Annotated in this window: 11 protein-coding genes; 5 read left to right on the forward strand and 6 right to left on the reverse strand. The window is 41.2% G+C overall.

What is annotated here, in order from left to right; translation table 11 throughout:
* Positions 1–48 precede the first annotated feature (48 nt).
* From HMPREF9304_RS04995 to HMPREF9304_RS05015, 5 genes are all read right to left on the reverse strand, one after another.
* Positions 49–1,047 carry a vWA domain-containing protein gene (locus HMPREF9304_RS04995; protein ID WP_036927014.1) on the reverse strand — a complete coding sequence of 333 codons (999 nt, stop codon included), beginning with the start codon at positions 1,045–1,047 and terminating at the stop codon, positions 49–51.
* 35 nt (positions 1,048–1,082) lie between these two features.
* Positions 1,083–2,165, reverse strand: a complete 1,083-nt coding sequence (locus tag HMPREF9304_RS05000; RefSeq protein ID WP_036927015.1) for a membrane exported protein — start codon at positions 2,163–2,165, stop codon at positions 1,083–1,085.
* Positions 2,166–2,220: 55 nt separating this feature from the next.
* On the reverse strand, positions 2,221–3,111 hold the full coding sequence (locus tag HMPREF9304_RS05005; protein WP_036927016.1) for a DUF58 domain-containing protein: 891 nt from the start codon (positions 3,109–3,111) through the stop codon (positions 2,221–2,223).
* An 81-nt stretch (positions 3,112–3,192) separates the two neighbouring features.
* On the reverse strand, positions 3,193–4,188 hold the full coding sequence (locus tag HMPREF9304_RS05010) for an AAA family ATPase (RefSeq protein WP_008121869.1): 996 nt from the start codon (positions 4,186–4,188) through the stop codon (positions 3,193–3,195).
* Positions 4,189–5,145: 957 nt separating this feature from the next.
* The gene (locus HMPREF9304_RS05015; protein WP_036927019.1) at positions 5,146–6,663 is read right to left on the reverse strand and encodes a DUF4301 family protein; all 1,518 of its coding nucleotides are present in this window, start codon (positions 6,661–6,663) and stop codon (positions 5,146–5,148) included.
* Positions 6,664–6,803: 140 nt separating this feature from the next.
* On the opposite strand from HMPREF9304_RS05015, the gene HMPREF9304_RS05020 reads away from it, so the two are divergent.
* On the forward strand, positions 6,804–9,014 hold the full coding sequence (locus tag HMPREF9304_RS05020) for a RelA/SpoT family protein (protein ID WP_036927055.1): 2,211 nt from the start codon (positions 6,804–6,806) through the stop codon (positions 9,012–9,014).
* Positions 9,015–9,088: 74 nt separating this feature from the next.
* A complete protein-coding gene (locus HMPREF9304_RS14640; protein ID WP_197061643.1) occupies positions 9,089–9,250 on the forward strand; it encodes a hypothetical protein in 162 nt (53 codons plus the stop codon).
* Positions 9,251–9,305: 55 nt separating this feature from the next.
* On the opposite strand, the gene HMPREF9304_RS05025 is transcribed toward HMPREF9304_RS14640, so the two are convergent.
* Positions 9,306–9,926 (reverse strand): TetR/AcrR family transcriptional regulator, encoded by a 621-nt coding sequence (locus tag HMPREF9304_RS05025; RefSeq protein WP_036927021.1) that lies wholly within the window; start codon positions 9,924–9,926, stop codon positions 9,306–9,308.
* Between the two features lie 252 nt (positions 9,927–10,178).
* On the opposite strand from HMPREF9304_RS05025, the gene HMPREF9304_RS05030 reads away from it, so the two are divergent.
* The 3 genes from HMPREF9304_RS05030 to rplU all read left to right on the forward strand — a co-directional run bounded on the left by HMPREF9304_RS05030 (position 10,179) and on the right by rplU (position 13,951).
* The gene (locus HMPREF9304_RS05030; protein ID WP_036927023.1) at positions 10,179–12,497 is read left to right on the forward strand and encodes an NADP-dependent malic enzyme; all 2,319 of its coding nucleotides are present in this window, start codon (positions 10,179–10,181) and stop codon (positions 12,495–12,497) included.
* A 49-nt stretch (positions 12,498–12,546) separates the two neighbouring features.
* Positions 12,547–13,386 carry a 4-(cytidine 5'-diphospho)-2-C-methyl-D-erythritol kinase gene (gene ispE, locus HMPREF9304_RS05035; protein ID WP_036927025.1) on the forward strand — a complete coding sequence of 280 codons (840 nt, stop codon included), beginning with the start codon at positions 12,547–12,549 and terminating at the stop codon, positions 13,384–13,386.
* Between the two features lie 247 nt (positions 13,387–13,633).
* Positions 13,634–13,951 (forward strand): 50S ribosomal protein L21, encoded by a 318-nt coding sequence (rplU, locus tag HMPREF9304_RS05040; RefSeq protein ID WP_008121852.1) that lies wholly within the window; start codon positions 13,634–13,636, stop codon positions 13,949–13,951.
* Positions 13,952–13,960 lie beyond the last annotated feature (9 nt).

A 13,960-nucleotide genomic window follows, 5' to 3' on the forward strand; every position in this document is an offset into this window, starting at 1 on the left:
TTTTAGCGTTGAATATCGTAGGTCACTGGCATTCTCAACTACTATTCTTTAAGGAATCCTACGCAGAACCGTGTTCCTAAGAAGCAACTCGAGCAACAAACTAAGCACTGCCAACAAGGCAAATGGCTGGAATGCTTCGTAACGCTTCGAGAATTTCTTGACATTCATCTTTGTCTTTTCCAGTTTGTCAATATCTTTATAGATTTGTTTCAACTGTTGATTATTCGTTGCCCTATAGAAGTTTCCTTCGGTCACTGCTGCAATATCACTGAGAGTCTTGGAGTCTATCTCCACAGGAATATTGATATATTGAGTTCCTCCTCCTACACTCATTGGGTAAGGAGCTACTTTATTGGTTCCAACCCCAATCGTATAGACACGGATGTCCAAACTTTTTGCAATTTGAGCACTGGTCATGGGTGAGATGTCGCCCATGTTATTACTGCCATCCGTCAGCAAGATGACAACCTTACTTTTGGTCTTCGAGTCTTTCAGACGTGACACAGCGTTTGCCAATCCCATTCCTACGGCAGTGCCGTCAGATATCAATCCTCGTGCTGCAATATCTGTTCGAACGTTTCTCAACAAATTGAGAAGTGACGTATGGTCTGTGGTCATAGGACACTGGGTAAAGGCTTCTCCAGCAAAAATGGTTAAGCCAATGTTATCATTCGGTCTTCCAGAAATAAATTCTGCAGCTACATTTTTGGCAGCTTCCAAACGATTGGGCTTTAAGTCCTCTGCAAGCATAGAGGTAGACACGTCCATTGCTAACATAATATCGATGCCTTCCACCGAACGTTCATCCCAAGCATTGTGGGTTTGGGGGCGTGCCAAGACACAAATGATGAAGATGAAAGCAAGACATCTTAACACCATCGGTGCGTGCACCAAGCGTGTACGCCAACTTTTTGGTGCAAACAGATAGGCGTGTGTATCGCTCATCTTCATGGTAGCCTCGCTCTTCTTACGATAGAGGAAATACCATATCACATACGGAATGAGCAATAATAGCAGTAAAAAATATTCTTTATTTACAAATTCCACGTTATTTCATTTTACGATTTAGTAGTCTCCAGATATTAAACCATGAGCAAATAAACCTGATAGACAATATAGATAAGCAAAGCAAACACGCTGATGCCAATGGCGGTTAAGAGCATTTTGATGGTCTTTCTGGTCTTTTGAGTTCGCCTGTCTTTTTCATCTAATTTGGGAACGATGCGCTCTTCGGTGGGTTCACCCTCAATCTTTGTTTGATCAATAAAGTTGATAGCGTTCACCAAGTTCTTATCATTCTCATTGATAAGCGTTTCATACTTCGCAAATTTCACCAAGTCGGCTGTTTCAAAGAGACTTTTCAGTTCATCAATCATCTTCTTGTCTCCTTTTTTGTGCAGCGTATAAATAATCTCTGAGGTTGTCATCTCCATGGCATTAAAGCCAAATCGCTCTTCTATATACTGTCTCAACGTGTCGGTGAGCTCAGTGTAATAAGTCTTTTGGTCGGGAGATGACACCATTCTCTCACTTTTCAGCTTGTCTATTGCGGTGAGTGCTTTTTGATGAGGCGGTATCTTCTTGATAATTCTGATACGTGTGATGATGGGTTTGTTATTGTATATTCTAAGGTATAGGTAAAATCCTAATACACAAAGCAATAACATTAATACACTCAACCAAAAGATAGGACTCCATTCTTTCCATGAAAAAGGATTGTCTTGAACATCCTTGGGTGGAAAGAACTGGTTAGGATGCAAAGTATCAACGTCCACCGTAACCACCTTTAGTGCCAAGGTATTCCCCACATAATCTTTGCCGTTTACCTGTACTTTCTGTCCGGGAATGGCATATAGGTGTTCATCAAACGAAGTGAGCGTATATTGCTTCGACACCTTCACGAACCCATTGTCCAGTGCTGTCGTATCTCCAGAAGAAATTTCGAGTATCTCCACACCAGGCACCAGATAGTGCGACGGTTTCAAAGCGGGAAAATGAATGGTGGCATTCTTAGGTGCTGTGACGTCAATCGTCATGTTAATCTGTTGTCCTATGAAGATACCAACAGAGTCTAACCTTTGCTGCACACCTATTTGGGCATGCAGTCCTAAGCACCACACTGTGCTTATCAGCAGAATTAAAAAGTATTTTTTTATCAAATTCATTCTTTATTGACAATTACATACCGTTCCTTTTTCAGTAACGTGATCATTCCAGCGTTTACACACCTCTTTGTGCAAAGAGGCGCATCATGGCTTTCACATAGTCTTCATCGGTGGCTACACTGGTCCAGTCTACCCCACCTTTAGCAAATATCTGTTTGAGTTTTGCAGCACGCTCCAACCAGTAAGCCGTGTGGGTGCGACGGAGTTTAGCCGATGAAGTATCAATCAGCATCTCATGTCCTGTTTCTGCATCCCTGATTTTCAGCAAGCCGATATCAGGCAAGCTCTTAGCTCGTTGGTCATACACCTGCACTGCTACGATGTCGTGTTTGTGGTTGGCGATGGTCAAAGCATGTTCGAAGTGTTCGTACTCGGCAGTTTCATGCTTGATATAGAAGTCGCTTAAAATACAAGCAGTACATCTTCTCTTCATCATTCGGGTAAGATACTCTATCGCCATACCGACATCTGTCTTTCTGCTCAGTGGTTCAAAGTCGAGCATCTCACGAATAATGTACAAAATATGCTTGCGTCCCTTTTTGGGTGGGATATATTTTTCTATCCTATCTGAAAAGAAAACCACTCCTATCTTGTCATTATTCTGAATGGCACTGAATGCCAGCGTGGCAGCGATCTCGGTCACCATTTCTCGTTTGGTTTGTTTCTTGGTACCAAAATCCAAAGAGCCAGAGACATCGATGAGTAGCATGACCGTCAGTTCGCGTTCCTCTTCAAACACTTTGACATAGGGGTGATTGAAACGTGCGGTGACATTCCAATCGATATCTCGAACATCATCTCCAAATTGATACTCTCTCACTTCCGAGAAAGCCATACCCCGACCTTTGAACGCCGTATGATACTGTCCTGCAAAGATGTTCTGGCTCAAGCCACGAGTTTTGATCTCAATCTTCCTGACCTTTTTTAGAATTTCACTTGTTTCCATTATCATCTCACCTCAAGTTGTGCTACTCCTGCTGTCATGCCTTGTCTACTTCTCTCAAGCCTGTCTTTCGTTATCCAACGCTTAAGGAACTTCTACTTTATTGATAATTTTCGATACGATTTCCTCAGAGGTCAGATTGCTGGCTTCTGCCTCATAGGACAATCCTATACGATGCCTCAATACATCGTGAACCACAGCTCTCACGTCTTCAGGAATCACATATCCGCGATGCTTGATGAAAGCATAAGTGCGCGCTGCTTTTGCCAAATTGATAGAAGCACGTGGCGAACCACCGAAAGTAATCATATTCTTCAGTTCGGGTAGCTCATATCGTTCAGGGTATCGAGTGGCAAAAACAATATCCGCAATATATTGAGCTATTTTTTCGTCGATATAAACCTCGTTGACGATGGTTCTTGCTTTTAATATTTCTTCAGCGGTAGTCACTGGCTTTACTTGGGGCAGTCCGCCTTGAATATTCTCCTTCACAATGAGCTTCTCCTCTTCCAATGTAGGATAGTCCAGCACCACTTTCAACATGAAACGGTCCACCTGAGCCTCTGGAAGTTGGTAAGTACCCTCTTGCTCAATGGGGTTTTGCGTCGCCATGACCATGAATGGATGGGGCAATTTGTATGTATTTTCTCCAATTGTTACTTGGTGTTCTTGCATTGCCTCTAAGAGTGCGCTCTGAACTTTGGCTGGCGCACGGTTAATTTCGTCTGCCAAAACAAAGTTGGCGAACACAGGTCCTTTCTTTACTTGGAATCTTTCTTCTTTTTGCGAGTAAATCAAAGTTCCGATAACATCGGCAGGCAACAGGTCTGGCGTGAACTGAATACGGCGGTAGTCGGCATCAATGAGCTGAGACAGCGTTTTGATTGCCAGTGTTTTTGCCAAGCCTGGCACACCTTCTAAAAGTATATGACCATCACTCAACAAAGCGATGAGCAATGAATCTACTAAATGTTTTTGACCTATAATTACTTGATCCATTCCTTGAACCAAGTTGGTAACGAACCCACTCTGTTGTTCGATTCGGATATTTAACTCACGAATATCAATAGCTTCTGCCATAATAGTGTTGTTATTCAATTTATAAAACCAAGCACAAAAATACAATAATAATGAGATAGAAGCGAAAGATATGAGTTTATTTATAATAATTTTATGACTGTCTCTATTGATTTTAAGAACTTTTATACGCAACTATCTGCCATATTCTCAAAGAAACGCACTATAAGTGGCAGTTTCGCAACAATGCGGAGGATGTTCAAAGGCATGTGGCGCACGCAAAATAAGTGCGCTGGATGAAACGTTGAGTTGCTTTTTTTTACTTGTTTTCAAGATGCTAAAATTGCGTTTTAAGTATGAATTAAACTGACAAAATACGACAAAAATAAGGAAGTTTTGTCAATATAATTACTATTTCAAAAAGTTGAAAATAGCAACTCGATGACTCCTCGAAACATGGTAAAAGTCCAAAATCATGACAAGGTGCGCATTGAAGCATTGAGTTAAGCCTTGTAAAACATGTAGACAAGCATGGAAAACACATGCTTCAGCATGGTTAACTCCATGACTTAAGGAGGTTAACTCATTGAGTTAAAGTAAAACGTCATTGCTCGTTGGAATAAAAGTGCTTGTGAATGAGGAAAATATAAAATTCGCAAATTTGTGATTATATTCACGTTTGTACGGAAATATGCGCAAAATAAACGGATTGTTAAATATTTTATAAGTATGCGTATCGTGAAAAATTATAACAATCTACACTTCTCTATAGGGTTGTGAAAATGTGAAAATGGAAAGAAACGAAATGAGAAAAAGTGCTTGACAGAACCTTGAGCTACCAAATGGAGAGTTGAGCTCAAGAAAAAGTGGGTAGTTCATGTTGCTCATTCACTCCCACTTTTCTGTTCATTCCCTCTAATTAACATGAAAAAAGCAGCGCTTTTTCTTTTCTTAATGCTTACACAAGCTTTTTGATAAACACGTTTCTTTTCAAAAAAGATGCTTTCCTGCGTGTTCTCTTTAAGGTTGATGTTGCTCTCTAAGAAGGTCGTTGACGGTCTTTACAGGATTGAAAGTAGTCAGTGGTACCTCTACAAAGACGGTATTCCAGTTGCTCATGGCACCGTTCCATAAACCCGGCAGTTCCAATGCCTTCAACTCCTTCCCATCCTTGCTCTTACAAGAAACGAAACCAGTTTCAGGGTCTACATAGTCGGGAAGATTGAAAGGCTGCCCTTTGCTATCTTTCACAGCACAAACCAAATCAACGGGATTGAAGTGTGTACTATGCTCAAACATCCGAACATACTCTTTGTTAGACTTGTCAATTTGGCTCGATTCCAAGATTTGTGGACTGGTTGCTTTATCTTTACCTATAACAATAAAAGGTCCACCTCCAGGCTCGCCCACATTTCTAACCACTCCACAAACACGCAAAGGACGGTTGAGTTTGGCTTTCAAATAAGGTATCAACTCTTCGTCTTCCATATATTTCAGACGAGGATTTCTACATGTAAGGTCACGCTGAACAAATCGGATTGCATCTTCCAGTTGATCGTGTGTGTACTTTCCCTTTTCCAACATATTGAGATAATGGAAACATTGTTCTTGAACCTCTATCAAAATACCTCCCAAGAGTTGTTTGTTGGTCACCGTATCCGTCTTTAACCGATCGGGCACTACATTATCAATGTTTTTAATAAAGATGACATCTGCTTCAATATCATTGAGGTTCTGAATCAATGCGCCATGCCCACCGGGTCTGAATAGCAGCGAACCGTCTTCATTTCTAAATGGCGTGTTGTCCATATTGGTGGCAATGGTGTCGGTACTTGGCTTTTGTTCTGAAAATGAAATATGATATTGAACTTTATATCGCTTTGAAAATCTGTTCACTACTTCTGCTACACGTTTCTTAAAGAGGTCGAGGTGCTGGTGCGAAACGGTAAAGTGGATGTAAGCCTCTCCGTGACAACTCGTATATAGCGCAGCCTCTACCAAATGTTCCTCCATTGGGGTGCGGGCGTCGTCCTCGTAATAATGAAACAGCAAAAGCCCTTTTGGCAACTGTCCGTAATTGAGTCCTTTTGGCTCCACCAAATTCTCAACTACCTTTTTATATTTGCCTTGTGCCATTAGCTTGGTCATCTTCTGCCCTTCGTTCTCTTCACATTTTTCGGTTAACTCTTCACTAAACGCAAATTTCTTGATGTTGCCAAAGAACTCTTTTTCAAAGTCGGTAGTGGGAACGTCATAACTGGCATGTAAAAAAGCATACAAATCCTTGAACATGCGACTGGCTGCACCAGAGGCAGGAACAAACTTCACAATCCTGTGATTGCCCTGTTTGTATTGGTTCCACAGCTCAACGTAATGCTTCTTCTGAAGCTCATCGGCAACCATGATGCCATGTTCTGTACTTGCCGCTGCCTGTAATTCCAAGAAGGGGAACCCATTTTTAATATTTTCCAACTGCTGGTTGACTTGCTCTTCCGTCATACCACGTTGAGAGATTTGTTGTAAATCTTGCTGTGTCATAAGAACTTGAATTAAAAAGACTTGTTCATCGCACGAGTTTACGTTCGTTGAATATTGAGACAAAGATAACTACTTTTTGTGAAAAACAGAGTTGTTTGGGAGAAAAAATATTATCTTTGTGGCAACAGAAAGATTGGGATATGAGCAAGAAATTCGAGTTTACGGATACGGAACGACAAGAATATTTGGATATTTTCAAACGTATTCATCAATCAATTGGTGAATCGTTTCAGGATAATGATGAGGAAAATATCAGAGAACACCTTAAGGCATGTGTTGAAAACGGACAAGTAGACCGTGATGTCTTTGGGCTTAACCCCCTTTTGAACGCCTTACAGACAGCCGAAATCGCTGTTCAAGAAATAGGATTGAAACGCGATGGCGTGATTGCCATTTTACTTCATCAGAGTGTTGTCAATGGCATTTTGACTATAGAAGAGGTGGGAGCGAAATATGGAGACACGGTTGCGCACATCATTCACGGTCTGGTGAAAATAGATGAGCTATACCGCAAGAACCCTGTGATTGAAAGCGAGAACTTCAGAAACTTGTTGTTGTCCTTTGCCGAGGACATGCGTGTCATCTTGATAATGATTGCCGATCGTGTGAACCTCATGCGTCAAATACGAGATGCGTCAAACATAGACGCCAAACATCAGGTGAGTGAGGAGGCAAGCTATCTGTATGCGCCTTTGGCTCATAAGCTGGGACTGTACCAACTGAAGAGTGAGTTAGAGGATTTGAGTTTGAAGTATTTGGAGCATGACGCTTACTACCTTATCAAGGAGAAGCTCAATGCCACAAAACAGGCACGTGACAAATACATCGCCACCTTCATTGAACCCATTGAGAAGAAGCTAACGAGTGCGGGACTGAAATTCCACATGAAGGGACGCACCAAGAGTATTCACTCGATTTGGCAGAAGATGAAAAAACAGAAGTGTGGCTTTGAAGGTATCTATGACCTATTTGCTATTCGCATCATCTTGGACTCACCTTTAGAAAAAGAGAAGATGCAATGTTGGCAAACCTACTCCATCATTACAGACATGTACCAACCCAACCCCAAACGCTTGCGCGATTGGCTCTCAGTGCCAAAGTCAAATGGCTATGAAAGTCTGCATATCACCGTGCTGGGACCACAAAACAAATGGGTAGAAGTTCAGATTAGAACAGAAAGGATGGACGAAATTGCCGAACGAGGACTGGCAGCACACTGGCGGTATAAAGGGATAAAGAGCCAAGGAAATGTGGACGAATGGCTTGCAGGGATTCGCACAGCCTTGGAAGCTGGCGACGACTTGCAGGTGATGGACCAGTTTAAGTTGGATTTATACGAAGACGAAGTGTATGTCTTTACCCCCAAAGGCGAAATCAAGAAGTTTCCCAAAGGGGCTACGGTGTTAGACTTTGCTTATTATATCCACTCCAGAATAGGCAGCACCTGCGTGGGTGCGAGGATTAACGACAAGAATGTGTCTATCCGAGAACAGTTGAAATCGGGCGATACGGTGGAGATTATCACTCAAAACAACCAAAAGCCTAATCCCAACTGGCTCCATATTGCCAAGACAAGTAGGGCAAAGTCGAAGATTCGGTTGGCTTTGAAGGAGACGCAAGCCAAAGACGGACTCTATGCAAAAGAACTGTTAGAGCGTCGATTTAAGAATAAGAAGGTGGATTTGGACGAAGCCATCATGAGCCATTTGGTGAAGAAAATGGGGTTCAAGGAGGTGTCCGAGTTTTACAAGCAAATTGCAGACGAAAAACTGGATGTTAACGACATCATCGATCAATATATTGACCTTAGAGACAAAGAACTCAATAGCATCTCGACAAGACCCGCACAAAGCGCTGAAGATTTCAATCTTGAAAAACCCGACGCTCAATCACATTCTTCGAATGATGATGTCTTGGTGATTGACAGGAACTTGAAAGGTGTGGAATATTCATTGGCACCATGCTGCCATCCTATCTATGGTGATGCCGTTTTTGGCTTTGTCACGGTGAGTGGTGGTATCAAGATTCATCGCAAAGACTGCCCCAATGCCCCTGAACTTCGAAAGCGTTTTGGCTATCGTATTGTAAAAGCACGTTGGAGCGGACAAGGAAGTTCGTTGTACACCATCACATTAAAAATTATTGGCAACGATGACATTGGAATTGTGAACAACATTACCAGCATCATTGCCAAGGAAGAGAAGATTCTGATGCGCTCTATCAATATTGACTCACATGATGGATTGTTTAGTGGAAATCTGTCCATTCAGGTGGACGATGTTTCCAAGTTGGATGCCTTGGTAAAAAAACTGGAGACGGTGAAAGGTGTCAAACAAATTCAACGACTATAAATCTTGATATGAAAGAAAGAGCAGGATGCGAAAATAAAAAACTTGCACCACCCTCCTATAATGAATCCTCAAAAATGACAAAGTTTCAACGATTTGAACAAGATCAAGAGCTCCGAAGAGAAGAACTGATTAGAAACATCGAGTACAGCATTTCGCAACTCAGTGTTGCAGAATTAGAGTCATTGTATTATGATATGATGACGAAGCAGTACATGGGAAAGAACCAAGAGGGTTGAGGACTATGCACCGAAGTACTGAGCATTTACGGTATGCGCCGTGAAAAACAGGAGTTTAAGACAAATCTTCTAACCTCTGCAGCCCTTTCAATGTGCAAATGCCTCTGATGAACAGCAAGATAATGTTACTAAACACTTCTTGAATGGAGTGCTCCTTGTACAGTTGATTCATCATGGCATAATGTACAGATTCACGAGCAATCTGTGTTACTATCGAATAGTTGATGTCTGCTCTGAAAAATCCTTCTTGAATACCTTTTTTGATAAATAGTGAGGCGTTTTTATCTCTTTCGCTCTGTTTGGAATGCAGATACTCCGTAATCAATGAATACTTGTGGAGATCTTCATAATACGCAGGCGTTATTTTAGCTAATTTGGTGACTTGGTAATGATAAAACTCAATCAGAATATCCATTACATTGTTGCTTTGTTGGAAAGAAAAGACTTTCATGTGTGCATCAAATTCTGCTTCGGCAGCCTTCATCCCTTCTAACAACAATTCTTCCTTGTTCTGATAAATCTCATACAGCGTGCGTTTTGATATGGAGAGGCGTTTGGCAATATCATCCATCTTAACGGCTTTGATACCTTTGGTATAAAATTCATTCATAGCCGTAGCTAAGATACGCTCACGCAACTCTTGTCTGTAAGAATTTTGACTATTATTTTTACGCATAGTGACCAATGATTATCAAGCAAAATTAGATAAATTTTCCGAATTATAAGCCAATGAGATAAAAAAAGTACTTTTTCCTTCTAAGGAAAGTTTCAAAAAAAACAATAAACCACACCCAGTATTCATGGAATTTTACTAACTTTGCTTGAATGTTATAAGTTCAATATATAATAGGTTCAGTGATATGGAGAAAATGCGTTAGTCGTTCATCTCTTCAATGAACCTCATTTGTTTCATTAGGAATCAAACTTTATGGTTAAAATTACAAAAGAAGCCGCTTTGGCTTATCATGAGGGTGAACGCCCTGGAAAAATAGAAGTGAAGCCAACTAAACCTTATCGCACACAGACAGACTTGAGTTTGGCTTATTCGCCAGGAGTGGCATACCCCTGCTTAGAAATACAAAGCAATCCCAACGATGCATACCGATACACCGACAAAGGAAACTTAGTGGCAGTGATTTCCAATGGTACTGCCGTCTTAGGTCTTGGCGACATTGGAGCCATTAGTGGTAAGCCTGTTATGGAAGGAAAAGGCTTGCTGTTTAAGATTTATGGTGGGATTGATGTGTTTGATATCGAATTGGATGAGAAAGACCCTGAAAAGTTTTGTGAAACGGTAGAACGCATTGCGCCCACTTTTGGTGGCATCAACTTAGAGGATATCAAAGCCCCAGAATGTTTCTATATCGAACAAAGATTAAAGAATACATTGGATATTCCAGTGATGCACGATGACCAACATGGCACAGCTATCATTTCTGCAGCAGGTCTAAAGAATGCTTTGGAGGTAGCGGGCAAGGATGTGAAAACGGCAAAACTCGTTATCAATGGCGCTGGAGCAGCAGCTATCAGTTGTACCAACCTGTATATGGCACTCGGTATACAGAAAGAAAATATTGTGATGTTAGACTCTCATGGGGTAATAACAGTAGACAGAGAGGACCTAAATCCACAAAAAGCAGCTTTTGCTACCACTCGCACCGACATACACACACTACAGGAAGCGATTAAAGGTGCAGACGTTTTTGTGGGTCTCTCGAAAGGGAAGGTACTCACAAAAGACATGATACGCTCCATGGCGGATCGCCCTATTGTCTTTGCTTTGGCAAATCCTATTCCAGAAATAAGCTATGAAGAAGCCATAGAGAGCAGACCTGACGTGATAATGTCCACAGGGCGAAGTGACTATCCCAACCAAATTAACAATGTCATCGGATTTCCTTATATCTTTAGAGGAGCGTTGGATGTCCATGCAAAAGCCATTAACGAAGAGATGAAAATGGCTGCTGTTCAGGCAATAGCAGACTTAGCAAAGCAACCCATCCCTGATGTAGTGAATGAAGTGTATCACATCAATGACTTAGTTTTCGGTCCTGCATACTTTATTCCTAAACCTATCGACCCACGACTCATTACAGAAGTCAGTGTTGCAGTAGCGAAGGCTGCAGTAAAAAGCGGAGTGGCAAGAACACCAATAGAAGACTGGGGCGCATATAGGGAATCGCTCAAGCAGCTGCTTGGACAAGAATCTAAGTTCACAAGAAAGCTTCATGCTACCGCTGTGCGACATCCACAACGTGTCGTATTTGCTGAGGGAGAGCATCCTACTATGATGAAAGCCGCCTTTCAGGCGATGCAGGAGGGAATCTGTCATCCTATCTTATTAGGTAATCCCGACCGTGTAAGTAGATTAGCCAACAGACTTAAGATTGATTTAAAAGGCGTCGAAATCGTTGATATGCGCGCTGATCAAGAGCAAGGCAGACGAGCTGCCTTCGCTAAACACTTGGCAGAAAAGTGCGAAAGACAAGGATATACGTTTGACGAGGCGTATGACAAGATGTACGAGCGCAACTATTTTGGTATGTCGATGGTGGAACATGGAGATGCAGACGCTTTTATTACAGGGCTTTATACAAAGTATTCGAATACGATTAAAGTAGCCAAAGAAGTTATCGGGATTCGTCCTGGTTACGATACCTTTGGTACTATGCATATTTTAGATACGCAAAAAGGAATTTTTTACATTGCTGATACTCTCATCAATAGACATCCTAACGAAAAAGTATTATACGATATTGCTCGTCTAAGTGCTCATTCGGTTAAATTTTTCAATGATGATCCTGTCATGGCTATGATTAGTTATTCTAACTTCGGCTCCGATACAACAGGAAGTCCACATGAAGTTCATGCTGCGGTACAAAAACTCCAAGCCGACTATCCTGATTTAGTCGTGGATGGAGAAATGCAGGTTAACTTTGCCATGAATCGCAAATTGCGCGATGATAAGTTCCCCTTTACTCGTTTGAAAGGAAAAGAGGTCAATACATTAGTGTTTCCAAATATAAGCAGTGCGAATGGAAGTTATAAACTTCTACAAGCCTTAGACACCGATACCGAAATCATCGGTCCTATCCAAATGGGACTGAAAAAACCAATTCACTTCACGGATTTCGAGTGTTCTGTTCGTGATATCGTGAATATTACAGCAGTAGCAGTGATTGATGCGTATGTAGAAAAGGTGAAAAAAGGAGTGGAAGATTCGTGTCACACGATGAGTAAAAAGTAACTGTATCACGAAGATGCGCGCTTATAAGCAATAAAACAAATAAAAGAATATGGTGGTATTTCCATGTGCTAAGATAAATTTAGGACTTCAAGTAGTGGGTATTCGGGAGAATGGATATCATGACATTGAGACCGTTTTCTACCCTATCCCACTTCATGATGCCCTCGAGATAACTCCTATGGATGACGAGTTTCCGTCTGACACTCGATGTGATATCAAGATAACGGGCAATTTCATACCAGGCAAAGACGAAGACAACTTGGTTGTTAAGGCCTATAAATTGCTGGCTAACGATTTTGATTTACCTAAAATCCATATCCACTTATGCAAGCAAATTCCAACACAAGCAGGATTGGGAGGAGGCTCCAGTGATGCGGCATATATGCTGAAGTTGCTGAATGAACAATTCTCTTTGAACTTAACAGTTGACAAGTTGAAAGAATATGCAGCTCGCCTTGGCGCTGATTGTGCATTTTTTATCAAGTCTGAGCCTTGCTTTGCCTCTGGTATTGGTGACATTTTAGAACCTATATCAAACTCATCGCACCTGCTCAAAGGATACAAACTTGCACTTATCAAGCCCGACATTGCTATTTCTACCCAAAGAGCTTATCAGCAAATCAATGTCAAGAAACCGTCTGTATCGTGCAAAGATATCATTCAAAAACCGATAAAATACTGGAAAGATGAATTGTTCAACGATTTTGAAACACCTGTCTTCCAAGAATTTACCGAGTTGAAAGCTATCAAAGAGCAGCTTTATCAGCAAGGTGCCATTTATGCATCCATGTCAGGTAGTGGCAGTGCAATTTATGGAATCTTTGAAGATGAACCGAGTCATATTCACAAACTATTCGATTCCTACTTTACAGAAGTCTTAACACTATAAGTGCTATTTTATGGAATCCAGTAATAGTATTTTTTCAAGTTTGTGACAGATAGTTTTGTCAGAAATTACATCAAAAGAGGGATTCGTTCGTTAATGTCTCTTAAAAAGGCACTCTCTTTTTGTATAAAGAGTACCATAACTCAATAAAAATGATTAATTTTGCAACCGATTTAGTCCGTTTTGGCAATAAGAAGTACTGTGACATATCAGTCGCCTTGCGGAGAAACCCGTTTATAATTAATTAATAATGTACGCAATCGTAGAAATTAACGGTCAGCAGTTTAAGGCAGAACAGGGCAAAAAGCTCTTTGTTCATCACATGAAAGATGTTGAAGCTGGCAAAACTGTTGAGTTCGACAAAGTGCTCTTGGTAGACAATGAAGGAGCAATCTCTGTCGGCGCACCTACAGTAGAAGGTGCAAAAGTAGTAGTAGAAGTTGTGAACCCTCTTGTGAAAGGTGACAAAGTCATCGTTTTCAAGATGAAGCGTCGCAAAGACTATCGTAAGAAGAATGGTCATCGCGAGCAGTTCACCGAAGTAGAAGTTAAACAAGTAATCGCTTAAATTTTAGGA

Origin of the sequence: Hoylesella timonensis S9-PR14 (assembly GCF_000762405.1) — a bacterium.
GTDB lineage: Bacteria > Bacteroidota > Bacteroidia > Bacteroidales > Bacteroidaceae > Prevotella > Prevotella timonensis_A.

Excerpts from the sequence above, each read along its gene's own strand:
- HMPREF9304_RS05005 (WP_036927016.1), bottom strand. The coding sequence starts at position 3,111 with ATGGAAACAAGTGAAATTCTAAAAAAGGTCAGGAAGATTGAGATCAAA.
- HMPREF9304_RS05020 (WP_036927055.1), top strand. The coding sequence starts at position 6,804 with ATGAGCAAGAAATTCGAGTTTACGGATACGGAACGACAAGAATATTTG.
- HMPREF9304_RS05015 (WP_036927019.1), bottom strand. The coding sequence starts at position 6,663 with ATGACACAGCAAGATTTACAACAAATCTCTCAACGTGGTATGACGGAA.
- HMPREF9304_RS05000 (WP_036927015.1), bottom strand. The coding sequence starts at position 2,165 with ATGAATTTGATAAAAAAATACTTTTTAATTCTGCTGATAAGCACAGTG.
- HMPREF9304_RS05025 (WP_036927021.1), bottom strand. The coding sequence starts at position 9,926 with ATGCGTAAAAATAATAGTCAAAATTCTTACAGACAAGAGTTGCGTGAG.
- HMPREF9304_RS14640 (WP_197061643.1), top strand. The coding sequence starts at position 9,089 with ATGACAAAGTTTCAACGATTTGAACAAGATCAAGAGCTCCGAAGAGAA.
- HMPREF9304_RS05030 (WP_036927023.1), top strand. The coding sequence starts at position 10,179 with ATGGTTAAAATTACAAAAGAAGCCGCTTTGGCTTATCATGAGGGTGAA.
- ispE (WP_036927025.1), top strand. The coding sequence starts at position 12,547 with ATGGTGGTATTTCCATGTGCTAAGATAAATTTAGGACTTCAAGTAGTG.
- HMPREF9304_RS05010 (WP_008121869.1), bottom strand. The coding sequence starts at position 4,188 with ATGGCAGAAGCTATTGATATTCGTGAGTTAAATATCCGAATCGAACAA.
- rplU (WP_008121852.1), top strand. The coding sequence starts at position 13,634 with ATGTACGCAATCGTAGAAATTAACGGTCAGCAGTTTAAGGCAGAACAG.